The organism is Microbacterium sp. SCPM-O-B-15248 (M128) (genome assembly GCF_058214835.1).
The window spans coordinates 184,999-203,380 of sequence record NZ_JBYQLI010000005.1 but is presented as its reverse complement, the minus strand read 5'-3'; the positions used below and the strand labels follow the sequence as shown (position 1 = coordinate 203,380).

The 18,382-nt window shown below is 70.3% G+C and carries 17 protein-coding genes; 1 reads left to right on the top strand and 16 read right to left on the bottom strand.

All coding sequences use genetic code 11. The features are described 5' to 3' along the window. Positions 1-40: 40 nt before the first annotated feature. The 5 genes from AC3E6M_RS10810 to dnaE form a co-directional block, all read right to left on the bottom strand. Positions 41-1,066 carry a quinone-dependent dihydroorotate dehydrogenase gene (locus tag AC3E6M_RS10810; RefSeq protein ID WP_490529871.1) on the bottom strand — a complete coding sequence of 342 codons (1,026 nt, stop codon included), beginning with the start codon at positions 1,064-1,066 and terminating at the stop codon, positions 41-43. Between the two features lie 10 nt (positions 1,067-1,076). Further along, positions 1,077-1,568, bottom strand: coding sequence for a transcriptional regulator NrdR (gene nrdR / locus AC3E6M_RS10805; RefSeq protein ID WP_138172534.1), 492 nt, complete (start codon positions 1,566-1,568; stop codon positions 1,077-1,079). 12 nt (positions 1,569-1,580) lie between these two features. Next, on the bottom strand, positions 1,581-2,882 hold the full coding sequence (gene hisD, locus AC3E6M_RS10800; RefSeq protein ID WP_490529870.1) for a histidinol dehydrogenase: 1,302 nt from the start codon (positions 2,880-2,882) through the stop codon (positions 1,581-1,583). 63 nt (positions 2,883-2,945) lie between these two features. Further along, positions 2,946-4,244 carry a hypothetical protein gene (locus tag AC3E6M_RS10795; protein WP_490529869.1) on the bottom strand — a complete coding sequence of 433 codons (1,299 nt, stop codon included), beginning with the start codon at positions 4,242-4,244 and terminating at the stop codon, positions 2,946-2,948. Positions 4,245-4,340: 96 nt separating this feature from the next. Beyond that, positions 4,341-7,805 (bottom strand): DNA polymerase III subunit alpha, encoded by a 3,465-nt coding sequence (dnaE, locus tag AC3E6M_RS10790; protein WP_490529906.1) that lies wholly within the window; start codon positions 7,803-7,805, stop codon positions 4,341-4,343. A 99-nt stretch (positions 7,806-7,904) separates the two neighbouring features. Here dnaE and AC3E6M_RS10785 point away from each other — a divergent pair, with 99 nt between their 5' ends. Then, entirely contained in the window at positions 7,905-8,378 is a 474-nt protein-coding gene (locus tag AC3E6M_RS10785; RefSeq protein ID WP_138172537.1) for an NUDIX domain-containing protein, read from the top strand. A gap of 18 nt (positions 8,379-8,396) precedes the next feature. On the opposite strand, the gene AC3E6M_RS10780 is transcribed toward AC3E6M_RS10785, so the two are convergent. The 11 genes from AC3E6M_RS10780 to ftsW form a co-directional block, all read right to left on the bottom strand. Beyond that, a complete protein-coding gene (locus tag AC3E6M_RS10780; RefSeq protein WP_292900352.1) occupies positions 8,397-9,320 on the bottom strand; it encodes an RluA family pseudouridine synthase in 924 nt (307 codons plus the stop codon). A gap of 1 nt (position 9,321) precedes the next feature. After that, the gene (lspA, locus tag AC3E6M_RS10775; RefSeq protein WP_490529868.1) at positions 9,322-9,915 is read right to left on the bottom strand and encodes a signal peptidase II; all 594 of its coding nucleotides are present in this window, start codon (positions 9,913-9,915) and stop codon (positions 9,322-9,324) included. A gap of 9 nt (positions 9,916-9,924) precedes the next feature. Beyond that, on the bottom strand, positions 9,925-10,539 hold the full coding sequence (locus AC3E6M_RS10770) for a DivIVA domain-containing protein (protein ID WP_394529542.1): 615 nt from the start codon (positions 10,537-10,539) through the stop codon (positions 9,925-9,927). A 122-nt stretch (positions 10,540-10,661) separates the two neighbouring features. Continuing rightward, positions 10,662-10,964, bottom strand: a complete 303-nt coding sequence (locus AC3E6M_RS10765; RefSeq protein ID WP_138174889.1) for a YggT family protein — start codon at positions 10,962-10,964, stop codon at positions 10,662-10,664. Positions 10,965-10,970: 6 nt separating this feature from the next. Next, positions 10,971-11,441 (bottom strand): cell division protein SepF, encoded by a 471-nt coding sequence (locus AC3E6M_RS10760; RefSeq protein WP_138174887.1) that lies wholly within the window; start codon positions 11,439-11,441, stop codon positions 10,971-10,973. A 31-nt stretch (positions 11,442-11,472) separates the two neighbouring features. Further along, complete coding sequence (locus AC3E6M_RS10755) at positions 11,473-12,156, bottom strand: YggS family pyridoxal phosphate-dependent enzyme (RefSeq protein WP_138174885.1); 684 nt, start codon at positions 12,154-12,156, stop codon at positions 11,473-11,475. A 66-nt stretch (positions 12,157-12,222) separates the two neighbouring features. After that, positions 12,223-13,401: a cell division protein FtsZ gene (ftsZ, locus tag AC3E6M_RS10750; protein ID WP_138174883.1), complete on the bottom strand. Its 1,179-nt coding sequence runs from the start codon at positions 13,399-13,401 to the stop codon at positions 12,223-12,225. A 151-nt stretch (positions 13,402-13,552) separates the two neighbouring features. Next, on the bottom strand, positions 13,553-14,518 hold the full coding sequence (locus AC3E6M_RS10745; protein ID WP_490529867.1) for a cell division protein FtsQ/DivIB: 966 nt from the start codon (positions 14,516-14,518) through the stop codon (positions 13,553-13,555). Positions 14,519-14,521: 3 nt separating this feature from the next. Then, positions 14,522-15,928 (bottom strand): UDP-N-acetylmuramate--L-alanine ligase, encoded by a 1,407-nt coding sequence (gene murC, locus AC3E6M_RS10740; RefSeq protein WP_490529866.1) that lies wholly within the window; start codon positions 15,926-15,928, stop codon positions 14,522-14,524. A gap of 53 nt (positions 15,929-15,981) precedes the next feature. Continuing rightward, a complete protein-coding gene (locus AC3E6M_RS10735) occupies positions 15,982-17,055 on the bottom strand; it encodes a UDP-N-acetylglucosamine--N-acetylmuramyl-(pentapeptide) pyrophosphoryl-undecaprenol N-acetylglucosamine transferase (protein ID WP_138174877.1) in 1,074 nt (357 codons plus the stop codon). Positions 17,056-17,140: 85 nt separating this feature from the next. Further along, positions 17,141-18,379 carry a putative lipid II flippase FtsW gene (gene ftsW, locus AC3E6M_RS10730; RefSeq protein ID WP_138174875.1) on the bottom strand — a complete coding sequence of 413 codons (1,239 nt, stop codon included), beginning with the start codon at positions 18,377-18,379 and terminating at the stop codon, positions 17,141-17,143. Positions 18,380-18,382: the final 3 nt, after the last annotated feature.

Here is an 18,382-nt window from a genome sequence, read left to right as displayed (position 1 = left end):
CTGTCGGCGGCGGCGTGTCCTTCGGGACGCGCCGCCGTTCTCATGCGCCGGGGCGCAGACCTCGGTTGATCTGGCGCGCCCACAACGGGCCGCGGTAGAGGAACGCCGTGTAGCCCTGGACGAGAGTCGCCCCGTGCGCGAGACGTTCCCGCACGTCGTCCGCGGTCTCCACTCCCCCGGCCGAGATCACGACGAACTCCTCGGGCACGGCGGCGCGCACGAGGTCGAGGACCTCCAGCGCCCGTTCTTTCAACGGCGCCCCCGACAGCCCGCCTGCTCCGGCGGCCTCGACGGTGGACGCGGCGGTGCGAAGCCCCTCGCGGCCGATCGTGGTGTTCGTGGCGATGAGGCCGGAAAGCCCCACGTCGACGGCGAGCCGCGCGATGTCCGCCACCTCGTCGTCGGAGAGGTCGGGCGCGATCTTGACCAGCAACGGCGTCGTCCCGGCAGCCTCGAGCACCGCAGAGAGCAACGGACGCAGCGTCTCGACGGCCTGCAATCCCCGCAGACCGGGGGTGTTGGGCGAGGAGACGTTGACGACGAGATAATCCGCGAGCGGTGCCAGCAGACGGGCGCTGCGGACGTAGTCGGTCGTGGCATCCTCGACGGCCACCGCCCGGCTCTTGCCGATGTTCACGCCCACGACGGGGCGGCGACGCGAACGCCGCAGTGCCTGCAGTCGACGGGCGGCGACAGCGGCGCCGTCGTTGTTGAAGCCCATGCGGTTGATCACCGCACGATCGGCGATGAGACGGAACAGGCGCGGCTTCGGGTTGCCCGGCTGCGGCAGTGCCGTGACCGTCCCCACCTCGACGTGCCCGAACCCCAGGGCACCCAGGCCTCGCACCATGGTGACGTTCTTGTCGAAGCCCGCGGCGACGCCGAAGGGCGAATCGAACGTCAGCCCCAGGGCGCGCACCCGCGACGACGGCGCGGGGGCGGTGAGCCGACGGACCGCGGATGCCACGGGCACGACGCCCGCGACGCGGATCACCGCGGCACCCAGGTGATGGGCGAACTCAGGATCGAGGCGGCTCAGAACCGAGCGGAAGAGAAGGGGATACATCCCCGTCAGGCTACTGGACGTCGTCGACCGGCTCCGGCGCGGCGGTCGCCCGCGCGGCGTGGTCAGCGCGCAACTGGGCGATCGCGGCATCGAAGTCGTCGAGCGATTCGAAGGCCTGGTAGACGCTCGCGAACCGCAAGTAGGCGACTTCGTCGAGTTCCCGGAGAGGACCGAGGATCGACAACCCGATCTCATTCGCCTCGATCTGCGAGGACCCGGTCTGGCGGATCGCCTCTTCGACCTGCTGCGCGAGCATCGCGAGATCGGCATCCGTCACCGGTCGGCCCTGACATGCCTTCCGTACACCCGACATCACCTTTTCGCGGCTGAACGGCTCGACCACACCCGAGCGCTTGATGACGTTGAGGCTCGCCGTCTCGACCGTCGAGAAACGCCCGCCGCACTTCGGACACTGCCGACGGCGACGGATGCTGAGCCCGTCGTCGCTCGTGCGGGAGTCGATGACGCGGGAGTCCGGGTTGCGGCAGAACGGGCAGTGCATGAGGGACCCCGATCAGTCGGTGAAGCGCGCCGCGACGGCCTCGCCGTGCGCGGGCAGCGCCTCGGCCTGGGCGAGGGTGACGATGGCCTCGTGCACCGCCGACAGCGCGGCCCGGTCGTACTCGACGACCTGTTGGGGCCGCAGGAACGTCGCCGCCGACAGCCCGGCCCCGTAACGGGCTTGGCCCCCGGTGGGCAGGACGTGGTTGCTGCCGGCGAGATAGTCGCCGAGGCTCACCGGCGTGTAGGGACCGACGAACACCGCGCCGGCGTTGACGTAGTCCTCCGGCCGGGGATCGGACAGGTGCAGTTCGAGGTGCTCCGGTGCGTAGGCGTTGCTGAACGCCGTCGCCTGCGCGACGTCGTCGACGAGGACGATCGCGGACTGCGGTCCGTCGAATGCCGCGCGGACGCGCTCGGAGTGCCGCGTGGAGGTCACACGGGGTTCGAGCGCCGCGCGCACGGCATCCGCCAGGTCCGGGGCGTCGGTCACGAGGACGGCCGAGGCCTGCTCATCGTGCTCGGCTTGACTGACGAGGTCGGCCGCGACCAGAACCGCATCGGCGGTGGCATCGGCGACGATGAGGATCTCGGTGGCTCCGGCCTCGGAGTCGGTGCCCACGCGGCCGGCCACGGCGCGCTTCGCGGAGGCGACGAAGTTGTTGCCCGGACCGGTCACGACGTCGACCGGGTCCAGGCCGAGCGAGGAGACGCCGTACGCGAACGCGCCGATCGCTCCCGCACCGCCCATGGCATAGACCTCGGTGACGCCGAGCAGCCGCGCGGCGGCCAGGATCACCGGGTGCACGCGCCCGCCGAACTCGGCCTGCGGCGGTGAGGCGAGCGCGACCTCGCGGACTCCCGCGACCTGGGCGGGGACGACATTCATCACGACGCTCGAGGGGTACACGGCCTTGCCGCCGGGGACGTAGAGGCCGACCCGGCGGACCGGCTGCCACCGCTGCGTGACGCGCGCTCCCGGGCCCAGCTCGGTGACGGAGGGAGCGGGGACTTGCGCGGCTGACGCCGTCCGGACACGGCGGATGGCCTCGTCGAGCGCGGCCCGGATACCGGGTTCGAGGCCCGCGAGAGCCTCGTCGAGGTGCGCCGTGGGGACGGCGATCGCGTGGTCGCTGACGCGGTCGAATGTCGCTGCCTGCTCGCGCAACGCTTCCTCACCCCGCTGAGCAACGTCGTCGACGATGCGGGCCGCGGTCGCGAGCGCTTCGTCGCGGGCGGCATCGGCGCGGGGAACGGCGGCGAGGAACTCGGCGGGCGAGAGCACGCGGCCGCGCAGATCGATGGTGCGGAGCATTCCTCCAGGCTACCGGTCGAGGGGGAACCGCCCGCCCGCCGTCGGGCGCTTCCCCCTCACTGCTCAGCCGCGCGTCACGCCCGTCACATCGTGCAGATACCCGATGCGACCGTCGTCGTGCCGGATGACGAAGGTCTCGCCGCGGTCCTCGATCACGAGCGCCCACGCGGTGGGGCCGATGCGGAAGATCGGGAGGCCGTAATCGTCGACGATTTCGCGCTCATCGGGCGAGAGCGCCCAGAACGCCTGCGGATGCGGATGCCGCAGGGCGCTCTCGTGTTCGGCGGTGCGCTCCTCGTGGACCGGAGCGGCGCCCGCGGAGATCACGTCGGTGTCGTGGGTGTCGTCATGGGTGGGCAGCACCGAGGTCGCCGGCGCGGACTCGGCGGTGTGCGGGAACTCCGTCGACCCGGTGTAGCTGCCGGGGGCGGGAGCGCCGGACGTGTCGGGGTTCTCGGACTCGTCGGCGGCGGGAGCCGGCGCAGTGCGCACCGGCCGCGGACGCGGAGGACGCGGGACGACCGCGCGCACGGGGCGCGCGTTGCGGTGCGCGGGGGTCTCGGGCCGCCCCTGGAAGTCCTGCTCGAACGGCGGGATGACGGGGGCGAAGACCGTGAGGACGACGCCCGCCAGGGTGAAGACGGCGCCGACCCAGACGACCCACGTCCGCGTCCACAGGCCCGTCTCGATCGCCACCGAAACGGTGTCCCAGACCCACGACGTCCACACGAGCGCTGCGACCGAGAACGCCACCGAGGCGAACTGGTCGATGCCGAGCGATCCGACCCGGCGGATCCCCTGCGGGGAGAGGCGTCGGAGGACGAGGAGTCCGACAGCGAGGGTCGGAAGAGCGACCGTGGGGATCCACCACAACCCAGAGAGCCACACGTTGGAGCCGCCGCCGAGGACGCGGACGTTGGCGGGGAGGTTGTTGGTCGGGAAGAACGACACGAGGAACGTCACGGCCCACAGGCCGAGCAGCGCGACCTCGCGCACCGAGAACGGCCCGACGCCGTACTGCGGCGCATCGCCGGCCGGGACGCCGTGCGCGTCGGCGTCCGGCAGCTCGGTGTGCGTGGCACGGCGCGCGTTCACGTGCGAGCGCGCGCCGACCTGGGCCCGCGCCGTGACCTGATCGTCCGCGCCGGTGTCATCGACGTCGGCCCCGGCATTCGGGCCGTCCGGGCGATGGACGGCGGAGCCGTGCCCCGCAGCGTCTTCGGTGGCGGCGCCGGTCGCGCGCTCGTCACGCGGGGCGTCCGGGTGGTCGGAGGGCGCGTACCCTGCCGACTGCCGCAGGGAGTCGTCCTCCCCGGCCGCGCCCATGGGCTCGGCGTGCGGGTGGTCGTAGCGATCGGTCACGATGGTCCTTTCCCTCGGGCACCGGAGCGCCCGTCGTCAGTGTGAGAGTGGCCGCGCCGCCCCGGGAAGCCCGGCGTCGACAACGCGTCCCGCATCTCAGCCCAGGCAGTTGGGCCCGAGCAGTCCCTTGAGCTCGCCGAAGAGATCGGCTGTCACGCGCACCGGCATCGGTACCTCGAAGACCTTGGCGGTCCCACCTTTGTGCAGCTTGAGAGTCACCTCCGTGTCACCGGCGTGCCGCTGCAGCATCTGCGCGAGCTCCCCCACCAGCGTCTCGTTGGCCCGCTGCTCGGGTACGACGAGCGTCAGGCCGCTCATCGCGTCGAAGCCCTCGAGGTCGGGGGCGAAGGCCGACTGCGCGTGCAGGTTGAGCCCGTCGTCGCGGCGAGAGACGCGTCCGCGGACGACGAGGATCGCGTCGCCCTGGAGGACCGGGGCGAACTCGGCGTAGGTCTTGCCCATGAACATCACGGTCACCTCGCCGTTGAAGTCCTCGACGGTGACCATGCCGTACGGGTTGCCGCTCTGCTTCGCGACGCGGTGCTGCACGCTCGTGAGGAGCCCCGCGACCGTGACCTGGTCTCCGTCCTGGACGTCGTCGGAAGCCAGCAGATCGTGGATCGACGTGGACGCGTGTTTCGCGAGCGGAACCTCGAGTCCGGCGAGCGGATGGTCGGAGACGTAGAGACCGAGCATCTCGCGCTCGAACGCCAGTTTGTCCTTCTTCGTCCACTCGGGGCGCTCGGGTACCTTCACCACCTGCTGCGGCTCGTCCCACAACGAGTCGAAGTCGAAACCGACCTCACCGTTGGCCTCGCGGCGCTTGTCGAGCACCGCGCCCTCGCACGCGTCCTCGTGGATCTCCACGAGCGCGCGCCGCGTCGACCCCAGCGAGTCGAAGGCCCCGGCCTTGATGAGCGACTCGACCGTGCGCTTGTTCGCGACGTGCAGCGGGACCTTCGACAGGAAGTCGTGGAACGACGTGTACTTCGCCTCCTGGCGCGCCGCGACGATCCCGTCGACGACGTTGGTACCCACGTTGCGCACGGCACCGAGGCCGAAGCGGATGTCTTCGCCGACGGCGGCGAAGTAGCGGATCGACTCGTTGACGTCGGGAGGCAGCACCTTGATGCCCATGCGACGGCATTCGTTGAGGTACACCGCCATCTTGTCTTTCGAGTCGCCGACGCTCGTCAGGAGCGCCGCCATGTACTCGGCGGGATAGTGCGCCTTGAGGTAGGCGGTCCAGTACGACACGAGCCCGTACGCCGCGGTGTGCGCCTTGTTGAAGGCGTAGTCGGCGAAGGACTCCAGCACCTTCCAGAGCGTTTGCTGCGCGACCTCGCCGTAGCCGCGCTCGGTCATGCCTCCGAAGAAGATCTCTTTCTGCTTGTCGAGCTCGCTCTTCTTCTTCTTGCCCATCGCGCGACGCAGCAGGTCGGCCTGGCCGAGCGTGTACCCGGCGACGCGCTGCGCCACCGCCATCACCTGCTCCTGATACACGATCAGGCCGTAGGTGGTGTCGAGGATGTCTGCCAGCGGCTCTTCGAGCTCGGGGTGGATCGGCTCGATCTCTTGCTGCTTGTTCTTGCGCAGCGCGTAGTTGATGTGCGAGTTCACGCCCATGGGGCCCGGGCGGTAGAGCGCGAGGACGGCCGAGATGTCCTCGAAGTTGTCGGGGCGCATGAGCCGCAGCAGCGAGCGCATCGGCCCACCGTCGAGCTGGAACACCCCGAGGGTGTCACCGCGGGCGAGCAGCTCGTACGATGCCGCGTCGTCGAGCGCGAGGTCTTCCAGCACGAGCGGATGGCCGCGGTTGGCCTCGATGTTGTCGAGCGCGTCGTTGATGATCGTGAGGTTGCGCAACCCCAGGAAGTCCATCTTGATCAGGCCGAGCGACTCGCACGCGGGGTAGTCGAACTGCGTGACGATCTGGCCGTCCTGCTCGCGGCGCATGATCGGGATGATGTCGATCAACGGCTCGCTCGACATGATGACGCCGGCCGCGTGCACGCCCCACTGGCGCTTCAGGTTCTCGAGCCCGAGGGCGGTGTCGAAGACCGTCTTGGCCTCGGCATCCGTCTCGATGAGTGTGCGGAACTCGCTCGCCTCTTTGTAGCGGGGGTGCTCGGGGTTGAACATGCCGTCGAGCGGCATGTCCTTGCCCATGACCGCGGGGGGCATCGCCTTGGTCAGCTTGTCGCCCATGCTGAACGGGAAGCCGAGCACGCGCCCGGCGTCCTTGAGGGCCTGCTTGGCCTTGATCGTGCCGTACGTCACGATCTGCGCCACGCGCTCGTCGCCGTACTTCTCGGTGACGTACTGGATCACTTCGCCACGGCGACGGTCGTCGAAGTCGACGTCGAAGTCGGGCATCGAGACGCGGTCGGGGTTGAGGAAGCGCTCGAAGATCAGGCCGTGCTGGAGCGGGTCGAGGTCGGTGATCTTCATGGCGTACGCGACCATGGATCCGGCACCCGAACCGCGGCCCGGGCCGACCCGGATGCCGTGGTCTTTTGCCCAGTTGATGAAGTCGGCGACGACGAGGAAGTAGCCCGGGAACCCCATCTGCAGGATGACGCCGGTCTCGTACTCGGCCTGCTTCCGCACGGCATCCGGGATGCCGTCGGGGTAGCGGTCGCCGAGGCCCTTCTCGACCTCTTTGATCATCCAGCTGTCTTCGGTCTCGCCGTCGGGGACCGGGAAGCGCGGCATGTAGTTCGCCGACGTATTGAACTCCACATCGCAGCGCTCGGCGATGAGGAGGGTGTTGTCGCACGCCTCGGGGTTGTCGCGGAAGACCTGTCGCATCTCGGCGGCAGACTTGACGTAGTAGCCGTCGCCGTCGAACTTGAAGCGCTTGGGGTCGTCGAGCGTCGACCCGGACTGCACGCAGAGCAGCGCCGCGTGGCTCGTCGCGTCGTGCTGATGGGTGTAGTGCAGGTCGTTCGTGCCGAGGAGCGGGATGCCGAGATCCTTCGAGATCTTCAGCAGATCGCCCATGACGCGCCGTTCGATCGACAGACCGTGGTCCATGATCTCGGCGAAGTAGTTCTCTTTGCCGAAGATGTCCTGGAACTCGGCGGCCGCCGCGCGCGCCGCATCGTACTGCCCCAGCCGCAGGCGCGTCTGCACCTCGCCCGACGGGCACCCGGTGGTCGCGATGAGGCCCTTGCTGTAGGTCTGCAGGATCTCGCGGTCCATGCGCGGCTTGAAGTAGTAGCCCTCCATGCTCGCCCGGGACGACAGTCGGAAGAGGTTGTGCATGCCCTCGGTCGTCTCGGACAGCAGCGTCATGTGCGTGTACGCTCCCGAACCCGAGACGTCGTCGCTCTGCTGCTCGGGGGTGCCCCAACGCACGCGCGACTTGTCGGACCGATGGGTTCCGGGCGTGACGTAGGCCTCGATGCCGATGATCGGCTTGATCCCGGCGTCCTTCGCCGTCTTGTAGAACTCGTACGCGGCGAACGTGTTGCCGTGGTCGGTCACCGCGATCGCGGGCATGCCCAGCTTGACGGCCTCTTGGACCATCGGGCCGATGCGTGCGGCCCCGTCGAGCATCGAGTACTCGCTGTGCACGTGAAGGTGAACGAAGGAGTCTGCTGCCACTCGTCGAGTGTACGTTCCCCCTCCGACATCGGCCCGGGTTAGCGTGGGCGCGTGCCCACTCCCGACTTCGTCCTGGATCTGCGCCGCCACGTCGGCACCCGCCCCCTGCCGCTCGTCGGCGTGACCGCCGTGATCCTGCGCGGCGACGATCTGCTGCTCGGTCGCCGCAGCGACAACGGCCGCCTGACTCCGATCACCGGCATCGTGGACCCGGGCGAAGAACCCGCGGATGCCGCCGCGCGCGAGGCCGAGGAGGAGGCGGGGGTGCGCATCCGCGTCGACCGCCTCGCCTGGGTGCACCAGATCCCCCGTGTCACTTACGCCAACGGCGACCAGAGCGACTACCTCGACCTCACGTTCTCGTGCACGTGGGTCGAGGGCGAGCCCGAGCCGGTCGACGGCGAGATGACCGAGGTCGGATGGCATCCGGTCTCCACCCTCGAGGAGATCCTGGATGCCGATATGGCCGCGCGCGTGCGGGCAGCCCTCACCGCGGGACCGACGCGGTTCGAGGGAGGCCGCTGAGCCGACGCCCCGGGGGCGTCAGACGCCGTCGCGCAGGACGTCGAGCGCGTGCTGCAGGTCGGCCGGGTACGGCGACTCGAAGCTCGCCCACTCCCCCGTCGCCGGGTGCGCGAAGGCGAGCCGGTGCGCGTGCAGCCACTGCCGCGTGAGTCCGAGGCGCGCCGAAAGGGTGGGGTCCGCGCCGTAGAGCGGGTCGCCGGCGCACGGGTGCCGGTGCGCGGCCATGTGCACGCGGATCTGGTGCGTCCGGCCGGTCTCGAGGTGGATCTCCAGGAGCGACGCCCGGGGGAAGGCCTCGAGGGTCTCGTAGTGGGTCACCGAGTCCTTGCCGTCGGGCGTGACAGCGAACTTCCACGAGTGGTGCGGATGCCGCCCGATCGGCGCGTCGATCGTGCCGGCGAGCGGGTCGGGGTGTCCCTGCACGACCGCGTGGTAGATCTTGTCGACCGTGCGGTCCTTGAACGCCGCCTTGAGCACCGTGTAGGCCCGCTCGGTCTTGGCCACGACCATGAGACCGCTCGTGCCCACGTCGAGGCGGTGGACGACGCCGCGCCTTTCGGCCGCACCGCTGGTGGCGATGCGGAAGCCGGCGGCGGCGAGGGCCCCGAGGACGGTCGGCCCCTCCCACCCCACGGAGGGGTGGGCGGCGACGCCGGACGGCTTGTCGACCACGACGATGTCGTCGTCGTCCCACACGATGCCGAGATCGGGCACGGCCACCGGCACGATCTCGGGATCGCGCTTGGGCTCCCACTCGACGCTCAACCACGTGTCGGCACGCAGGCGATCCGAACGGCCGACGGTGCGCCCGTCGACGGTCACGCCGCCGGCGTCGGCGACGTCGGCGGCGAATGTCCGCGAGAAACCGAGCAGCTTGGCCAACGCCTGATCGACGCGCGCCCCGTCGAGCCCGTCGGGGACGGGGAGACTCCGGGAGTCCATGTCAGCGGGCACCCTGCTCGCCGGGGGCCTCGACCGTGCCCTCGGCCACAGGTTCGGTCGCGGACGCCTCACGCGAGGCGCGCGTCTCGCGCGTGCCGTCCAACCGCAGACCGAAGAGGACGAGGAGAGCCACCGAGATCATCATCGAGACGATGAAGATGTCGGCGACGTTGTAGATCGCGGGCATCATCCACGGCGTCGAGATGAAATCGACGACGTGGCCGACCGGGAAGCCGGGGGCGCGCAGAAGGCGATCGGTGAGGTTGCCGAGCACGCCGCCGAGGAGCAGCCCCAGGACGACGGCCCACAGACGCGAGCGCACCCGGGTGACGGCGAGGAACACGATGATGCCGGCGACGACCGCCAGCGCGATCGTGAAGATCCACGTGACACCCTCACCGAGCGAGAACGCCGCGCCCGGATTGCGCACGAGATAGAACTGCAGGGCCTCGCCGATCACGGGGACGACGCGCTCCGGCGGAAGGTTCTCGATGGCGACCGTCTTCGCCAACTGGTCGGCGGCCAGCACCATCGCCGCGAGAATCGCGACGAGGGCGCCGGCCGCCGCCGAACGCAGAGGAGATCGACTGCGCAAAGAGTCGGCCTACAGACCGATCGCCGAGACGGGCGTCGAGCCCGACGACGAACCGGCGGTGTCGAGGTCGCGGAGCTGACCCTCGATGTAGGAACGCAGCTGCGAGCGGTAGTCGCGCTCGAAGTTGCGCAGCTCGGTGATGCGGCCCTCGAGCGTGGTGCGCTCCTTCTCGAGACGGGCACGCTCTTCACGGCCCTGCTTCTCGGCCTCGGCCACGATCGACGCGGCCTGGGCCTGAGCCTCGGAGACGAGCTGGTCGCGCTGGGCCTTGCCCTCGGCGACGTGCTCGTCGTGCAGGCGCTGGGCCAGCTCGATGATGCCGGCGCTCTGCGCGGCGGGGGCGGCGTCGGACTCGACCGCGGCGGGCGCGGGGGCCGGAGCGGGCACCTCGGAGACGACGGGCTCTTCAGCCTTGGGCGCCTCGGCGGCGGGGGTCGCGGGGGCGGCCTCACCGCTCTCGAGGGCGGCGAGCTTGGCCTTCAGCTCCTCGTTCTCAGCGATCGTCTTGCGCCACTCGACGACGATCTCGTCGAGGAAGTCGTCGACCTCGTCGGGGTCGAAACCCTCCTTGAAGCGCACGTGCTGGAACTGCTTGGTGACGACGTCATCGGGGGTCAGTGCCATGGTGTTTCCTCTTTCGAGAGCTCTGAATGGGGTCTGGGGGGTGTCGAACCGGGGCACACCGCTTCGGAACAGCATAGCCGCCGCCCTTCTCCGGTGTCGAAGGGCGGCGGCTGTCGCTGGTGTCACAGCGCCGCGAGCGACCGTGTGACGCTGAGGAGCAGGAAGCAGGCGAACATCGTGATCGCGAAAGCGAAGTCGATGGCGATGCCACCGATCCGCAGAGGCGGAATCACCCGTCGGAGTAGGCGGATAGGGGGGTCGGTGACCGTATAGACGATCTCGGCCACCACCAGCATGGCGCCGCGCGGACGCCACTCACGGTTGAACATCGGGATGTACTCGAGCACCAACCGTGCCAGCAGCAGAACGATGTAGACGAACAGGAGCGCGCTGAGGATGGAGCCGACCAGGCTCAGGACGGCCACGATCGCTTACTGCGACGCGAAGGGCGCGCCCTCGGGGTCGGCCTGCGCGATCGCACCGTCGCCGGACACGGCGATGTTCTCGGGAGAGAGCAGGAAGACCTTGCTCGTGACCCGCTCGATGCGCCCGTAGAGGCCGAGCGACAGTCCGCTCGCGAAATCGATCAGGCGGCGCGCGTCGGCGTCGCTCATCTGCGACAGGTTGATGATGACCGGGATCCCCTCGCGGAAGTTCTCGGCGATCGTCTGCGCGTCGCGGTACTGCTTGGGGTGCACCGTGAGGATCTCGCTGACCGGCCCGGCGGCCGGCTGTCGCACCACGGCGGGGCGGTGCAGCGGGGTCACGGGAGCGGCCTTCTCGACCGGCGCAGGCTGCGCGGACTGCTTGCGCGCGACCGGCTGCGGGGCGGTCTCCTCATAGGTCTCCTCCTCGTCGGCGAGGCCCAGGTACACCATCGTCTTCTTGAGCGGGTTCGACATCGCATCCTCCGTTCGCTCGTCTGATTCGAGGCTAGTCGCGCGGGGGGCGCGGACCCGTGATTGCGGAACCGATCCGCAGGTGTGTCGCGCCCATCGCGATCGCTTCCGGGAAGTCCCCGGTCATGCCCGCCGAGATCCACGTCGCGTCGGGCACGACACGGCGGACGTCGTCGGCACTCGCGCGCAGGCGTTCGAAGGCCCGAGCCGGGGCCTCCTCGAGCGGAGCGACGGCCATGACTCCGCGCACGCGCAGGCTCGGGAGCGTCCGCACGTGGGCAGCGAGGGACTCGACCTCGGCGGGGGCAACGCCGCCGCGGCCGGGGTCATCGGTGAGGTTGACCTGCAGCAGCACGTCCAGAACGTCGCCCGCGCCCGCGGCATCCAGGGCGTCCGCGATACGCGCACGGTCGACCGAGTGGACCGCGTCGGATGCCGCGCGCACCGCGCGGGCCTTGTTGGTCTGCGCCTGACCGATGAAATGCCACCGCAGCCCGTCGAGGGCGCCGACCTCGCCGTGCTTGGCAGTGAGCTCCTGCTGCCGGTTCTCTCCGACATCGCGCACCCCGAGCGCGTACAGATCGGTGATCAGCGACACGGGGTGGAACTTCGTCACGACGATGCGGGTGATCGCGGCCGGATCGCGCCCGGCGGTGCGGGCGGCGTCGGCGATGCGCGCATCCACGGCGGCGAGGCGGTCGGCGAGGGCGGTATCCATGCGGTGCTCCTTCGACGACGCAGCGGGCCCGGTGGACACCGGACCCGCTGCGTCAGTCGTTCGCGCTTACTTGAGGAAGTCGGGAACGTCGAGGTCGTCGTCGGCGAAGCCCGAGTCGTACGACGTCTCGGGGACCCGCGCGGCCACCGGCGCCGGCTCGGGAGTGCGCTCGGTCGACTGGGCTTTCTGCTCCTCGGCCGCGTCCAGGTCTCGGGCGACGTCATCGGCGGGGATCGCCGGGACCGCGGGCGCGGCCACCGGACGCTGAGCACCGACCGGGTCGATGCGCAGCGACGGCTCGCCCCCGTCGAAACCGGCCGCGATGACGGTGACGCGCACCTCGTCGCCGAGGGTGTCGTCGATGACCGTTCCGAAGATGATGTTCGCCTCGGGGTGCGCCGCCTCTTTCACCAGCTGAGCAGCGTCGTTGATCTCGAAGATGCCGAGGTTGGATCCGCCCTGGATCGACAGCAGGACGCCGTGCGCGCCCTCGATGGATGCTTCGAGCAGGGGCGACTCGACGGCCAGCTCGGCGGCCTTGATCGCCCGGTCGGCACCGCGCGCCGAACCGATGCCCATGAGCGCCGAGCCCGCACCCTGCATGACCGATTTGACGTCGGCGAAGTCGAGGTTGATCAGACCCGGCGTGGTGATGAGGTCGGTGATGCCCTGCACACCGGCCAGGAGCACCTGGTCGGCCGTGGCGAAGGCCTCGATCATCGAGATGCCGCGGTCGCTGATCTCGAGCAGTCGGTCGTTGGGAACGACGATGAGGGTGTCGACCTCTTCCTTCAGGCGGGACACTCCCCCCTCGGCCTGGCTCTGGCGTCGGCGACCCTCGAACGAGAAGGGCTTGGTGACGACACCGATCGTGAGGGCGCCGATCGACTTGGCGATCTTGGCCACCACCGGAGCACCGCCGGTGCCCGTGCCACCGCCTTCGCCCGCGGTCACGAAGACCATGTCGGCTCCGCGCAGCGCCTCTTCGATCTCTTCGGCGTGGTCCTCGGCGGCACGGCGGCCCACCTCGGGATCCGCACCGGCCCCGAGGCCGCGCGTCAGCTCACGTCCGACGTCGAGCTTGACGTCGGCGTCGCTCATCAGCAGCGCCTGCGCATCGGTGTTGATCGCGATGAACTCCACGCCGCGCAGGCCCAGTTCGATCATGCGGTTGACGGCGTTGACGCCGCCCCCGCCCACACCGACGACCTTGATGACGGCGAGGTAGTTCTGGTTGTGGCTCATGCCGGCCTCCGTTTATCCCCGAACCCGAAACTCTAAACCTCATGTTGAGGGTTAAAGAATTGCCCGGTATGCAATTCCTTAGCTCGAAGGTAAGTGGCAACGGGGGCCCTGCCCGCTCGACACGCGGCGTGTCGGGTTATCGCCCGACGGATCAGCGCACGACGCCCGCCTCGGGCGAGGTCACGTCGTACTCGCGCGTGCGATCGGGCGGGCTCTTCTGCATGAGCAGGTCCAGGACGCGCGCCTTCTCGACGGAACGCTCCGCACTCCCCCACACCACACGCGTCCCGGTCGACCCGAGCGTCAGCGTGACGTCATCGGGCGTCGACGCGGACACCGCCGTCACCTGCGACCGGATGCCATCGGGCAACGCCCGCACGACCCGACCCGCGGCACGGAAAGGCTCCGAATCCGTGCCCCCGGAGATCTCCAGCACGGGGTGCCCGGCGGGCGCATCGGGGGTGGTCGAGAGCACGACGCCGGCGGCATCCACGAGGGTGTATCCAGCCGGGGTCTGCACGACGCCCACCGGGGTGCGCTCCACGATCCGCACGACGAGGTCGTGCGGGGGACGCGCTTCGAGCGTGTACGACTCCACGAGCGGGAAGCGCACGAGCGCGGCCTTGACGGCACTGCCGTCGACCAGCGCCAACGGCGTGCCGACCTGTCCGCTCAGCGCATCGACGACCGTGGCGGCATCCAACTGCGACGTGCCGACGACCTCGACGCGCTCCACCGCGAACAACGGGCTGTACGCCGCCCCGACGGTACCCAGCACCATCACCACGAACGCGATGCCGGCCCCGATCCACACGCGTCGACGCCGACGCTGACGAACCGTGAAGCGACGGACCTCGGCACGCAGCGCGCGGCGACGGGCACGGGAGGCACGCCACACGTCACGCAAGCCCGTGTCCGCGGCATCCGGCTCGGAATCCTCACCGACCGCGCCCCGATCGGGCAACGGGAGCGGGACGACCTCGGCCGGCTCCCCCTCGGACGCCCCGGGCGACCGCGACGTCCCGGTCACGGGAAAACCGTCGTCGGCTCCCCGTCGGGGATCCGATCCGCCCGACGGCGTTCCCGGGGACGGAGGCAGGGGCGAGGGCCGACGCACGACTTAGACCGCCGCGGCCTCGGTGCGGGAGAGCGCCTCGAGCACCTGCGGGATGATCTGGTACACATTGCCGCAGCCGAGCGTGATGACGTAGTCGCCGGGGCGGGCGATCTGCGCGGTGTAGTCGGCCGCACTCTGCCAATCGGGCACGTAGTGCACGTGCGCCGGGTCGGCGAAGGCACCGCTCACCAGCTCGCCGGTGACCCCGGGCACGGGATCCTCGCGCGCGCCGTACACGTCGAGCATCACCGTGTGATCGGCCAGCTCCTCGAGCACCTCGGCGAACTCGCGGTACATCTCCTGCGTGCGGGAGTACGTGTGCGGCTGCTGGATGGCGATGATCCGCCCCTCGCCCACGACCGTGCGCGCGGCCGACAGGGCCGCCGCGACCTCGGTCGGGTGGTGCGCGTAATCGTCGTAGACGCTCACTCCGCGCTCGACGCCGTGCAGCTCGAAGCGACGGACGGTGCCGCCGAATCCCTCGACGGCCCGGGCCGCCTCGGTGAGGCCGTAGCCGAGCACGCGCAGCACGGCGAGGGCACCGGCGGCGTTGAGGGCGTTGTGGGTTCCGGGCACGCGGAGCCGCACGTCGACGCTCTCATCACCGGCGGCGAGCGTGAAGGAGACGGGCCCGTCGGTGCGGATGCCGCTCAAGCGAACGTCGGCGGCGGGGTCTTCGCCGAACGTGACGACGTTCGCGTGGCTCAGGCGCGCGGTGACGGCGCGAGCACCGGGGTCGTCGGCCGAAACGACGACGGCCTCGCGTGCCCGATCGGCGAACCGGGCGAATGCCGCGTCGAACGCGTCGCGCGAACCGTAGTGGTCGAGGTGGTCGGGATCGACGTTGGTGATCAGCGCGACCGAGGTGTCGTAGAGCAGGAACGTGCCGTCGGACTCGTCGGCCTCGATGACGACCAGGTCGTCGGAGCCGGTGCCGCTGGAGGCCCTGAGGTCCGCGATGACCCCGCCGTTGACGAACGTCGGGTCGGCGTCGAGCGCCCGCAGGGCCGTCACGATCATGCCGGTCGAGGTCGTCTTGCCGTGCGCTCCCGCAACCGAGACGAGGCGCCGGCCGCCGATCAGCCAGTGCAGCGCCTGCGAGCGGTGGATCACGTGCAGTCCGCGCGCCTTCGCGGTGACGAACTCGGGGTTCTCGGGCCAGATGGCGCCGGTGTGCACGACGGTGTCGGCGTCGCCGAGGTGAGACGCGTCGTGCCCGACGTGGACGGTGGCGCCGCGTGCGGCGAGATCGCGGAGGGCCGCACTGTCGGCGCGGTCGGAACCCGACACCCGGATGCCGCGGTCGAGGAACATGCGCGCGAGTCCGGACATGCCCGAGCCGCCCACTCCGATGAAGTGCGCGGAGGTGATGGTCTCGGGGATGGGGAGGCTCAAATCGGGTCTGATCATGACCTTGCGATCCTACGTCGCCGGGGTGACGGGCCGGTCCCGGCGCGCCCGCGTCAGCGCGCCAGCGCGGCGTCCACGAGGGCGATCACGTTCTCTGTGCCGGTGCGCGTACCCGTCCGTGCCGCGGCGGCGCGCAGGGCGTCCCGCGCACCCGTGTCGCGCAGCAGGGGAACGATCTCGCTCCGCACCCGATCTGGGGTGAACTCGGCGTCCGCGATGAGCCGCGCCGCTCCCGCCCGCACGGCCGACGCCGCGTTCAGGCTCTGCTCGCCGTTGCCGACGGCATACGGCACGTACACGGCCGGGATGCCGAGCGCGCTGATCTCGCTCACCGTCGCCGCGCCGGAGCGCGAGACGATCACATCGGCCAGCGCGAACGCCAGGTCCATCCGGTCGACATAGCGCACGAGGGCGTAGCCCGCGACGCCGGGGTCGGCGAGGTCGGACTTCTCCCCCGTCACATGCAGCAGCTGCCAGCCCGCGTCGAGCACGTCGCGCCACGCGCCGCCGAACGCCTCGTTCAGGCGCTGAGCGCCGAGCGACCCGCCGAACACGAGGAGCGTCGGCGCGTCGGCATCCAGTCCGAAGTGCGCGGCGGCCTCGTCGCGCAGCGCGGCGCGGTCGAGGTCGACGATCTCGCGCCGCAAGGGCATGCCCACGACGCGGGCACCGCGCAAGGGCGTGCCGTCGAACGCCACGCCCACCGCGGCCGCCGCTCGAGCACCGAGGACGTTGGCGAGCCCCGGCTTGGCGTTGGCCTCGTGCACGACGAACGGCACCCGTTCCCAGCGGGCCGCCACGTAGGCGGGGGCCGATGCGTATCCGCCGAAACCGACGACGACGTCGACCCCGCGCTCACGGATGATGCGGCGGACCTGGGCGATCGCGCGCCGGAACCGACTCGGGAAAGCGGCGGCGGCACGGTCGGGGCGCCGCGGGAAGGGCACCTTGTCGACGAACAGCAGCTCGTAGCCGCGCAGCGGCACGAGGCGCGCCTCCAGACCCTCGCGCGTGCCGAGCACCAGCACCTCGTCGCCGGCGTCACGCGCACGGAGTCCGTCGGCCACGGCGAGCAAGGGGTTCACGTGTCCGGCGGTCCCGCCGCCGGCCAGAAGCGTCGTCGTCACCCCTCGACCCTAACCACGTCGGCCGACACCGGATGCCACGGGCTCCCCGCTTCGCCGGTCCGCACCCCGTCCGGCGCGGCGGGGATCAGCCTCGACGGCGACGCGCGACGCGTGCGGGTGCCGGCGCGACCGGCTGACGATCCGGGAGCGTCCGGGCGCACGACAGCAGGACACCGCACGCGATGAGCACCGACAGCAGCGACGTGCCGCCCTGCGACATGAACGGCAGCGGGACGCCCAGGACCGGGAAGATGCGCAGCACGACGCCGACGTTGACCAGTGCCTGACCGACGATCCACAGCGTGATCGCCCCGGCGACGATGCGCACGAACGCGTCGTCGGTGCGGCGGATGATGTGGAAGGCGCCCACGGCGAAGATCGCGAACAGGACCAGCACGACGAGGCATCCGATCAGGCCCAGCTCCTCGCCGATGATGGCGAAGATGTAGTCGTTGGCTGCCGCGGGGAGCCAGTCGTACTTCTCTTTCGAGTTGCCCAGACCGAGCCCGAGCAGTCCTCCGCTGGCCAGCCCCCACACCCCGTGCAGCGACTGGTAGCACGAGGTGTAGTAGCACGAGGCGTCATCGGGGTCGAAGAGGCTCGCGATGCGCGCCATGCGGTTCTCGCTGCCGAGCGCCGAGACGAGCACCACGACCAGCGAGAGCACCGCGGGCACGATGAACATGCGCAGCTTGATCCCGGCGAAGAACAGGGCGCCCAGCACCACGAGCACCAGGATCATCACGGTGCCGAGGTCCTTGCCGCCGAGCACCGTCCCGATCACGAGCACGGCCACGGGCACGACCGGGATGAACACGTGCTTCCACGACGTCAGCAGCCGACGCTTGCGGTAGAGCACCGCCGCCATCCAGAGCGCCAGGGCGAGCTTGAGGAACTCGGCGGGCTGGAACTGGAACCCGGCGATCTGCACCCAGTTGCGGTTGCCGTAGGACTCGATTCCCAGGCCCGGAACATAGACCAGCAGCTGGAACAGTGTCGCGAAGATCAGCACGGGCCACGCGATGCGCTTCCAGAACAGCATCGGCGCCCGGCTGAGCACGAACATCAACGGGATGCCGACGACCGCGAAGATGCCCTGCTTCAGCACGTGGTCGAAGGGGTTCTGGCCGCCGTCCAGCGCGGACGTCGCCGACAGCACCATGACCAGGCCGAAGCCCGTGAGCAGGAGTGCCGCCGAGGCGATGAGAAGGAACTCGCTGGGTACCGGCTGGAAGGCGCGGCCGAGCGAGACGCGAGCGGACAGCCCGCGGCGAGCGGGCTCGTCCTCGGGCGCCTGACGGGGAGGGGGTGCCGTGGTGGTCACGCG

Coding starts and splice junctions, on each gene's coding strand:
- AC3E6M_RS10770 (WP_394529542.1), bottom strand. CDS start 10,539: ATGGCACTGACCCCCGATGACGTCGTCACCAAGCAGTTCCAGCACGTG.
- hisD (WP_490529870.1), bottom strand. CDS start 2,882: ATGCTCCGCACCATCGATCTGCGCGGCCGCGTGCTCTCGCCCGCCGAG.
- nrdR (WP_138172534.1), bottom strand. CDS start 1,568: ATGCACTGCCCGTTCTGCCGCAACCCGGACTCCCGCGTCATCGACTCC.
- AC3E6M_RS10760 (WP_138174887.1), bottom strand. CDS start 11,441: ATGTCGAACCCGCTCAAGAAGACGATGGTGTACCTGGGCCTCGCCGAC.
- AC3E6M_RS10780 (WP_292900352.1), bottom strand. CDS start 9,320: ATGGACTCCCGGAGTCTCCCCGTCCCCGACGGGCTCGACGGGGCGCGC.
- ftsZ (WP_138174883.1), bottom strand. CDS start 13,401: ATGAGCCACAACCAGAACTACCTCGCCGTCATCAAGGTCGTCGGTGTG.
- AC3E6M_RS10810 (WP_490529871.1), bottom strand. CDS start 1,066: ATGTATCCCCTTCTCTTCCGCTCGGTTCTGAGCCGCCTCGATCCTGAG.
- murC (WP_490529866.1), bottom strand. CDS start 15,928: ATGATCAGACCCGATTTGAGCCTCCCCATCCCCGAGACCATCACCTCC.
- dnaE (WP_490529906.1), bottom strand. CDS start 7,805: ATGCTCGACGGGGCCGCACGCATCGGCCCGATGGTCCAAGAGGCCGTC.
- AC3E6M_RS10755 (WP_138174885.1), bottom strand. CDS start 12,156: ATGGATACCGCCCTCGCCGACCGCCTCGCCGCCGTGGATGCGCGCATC.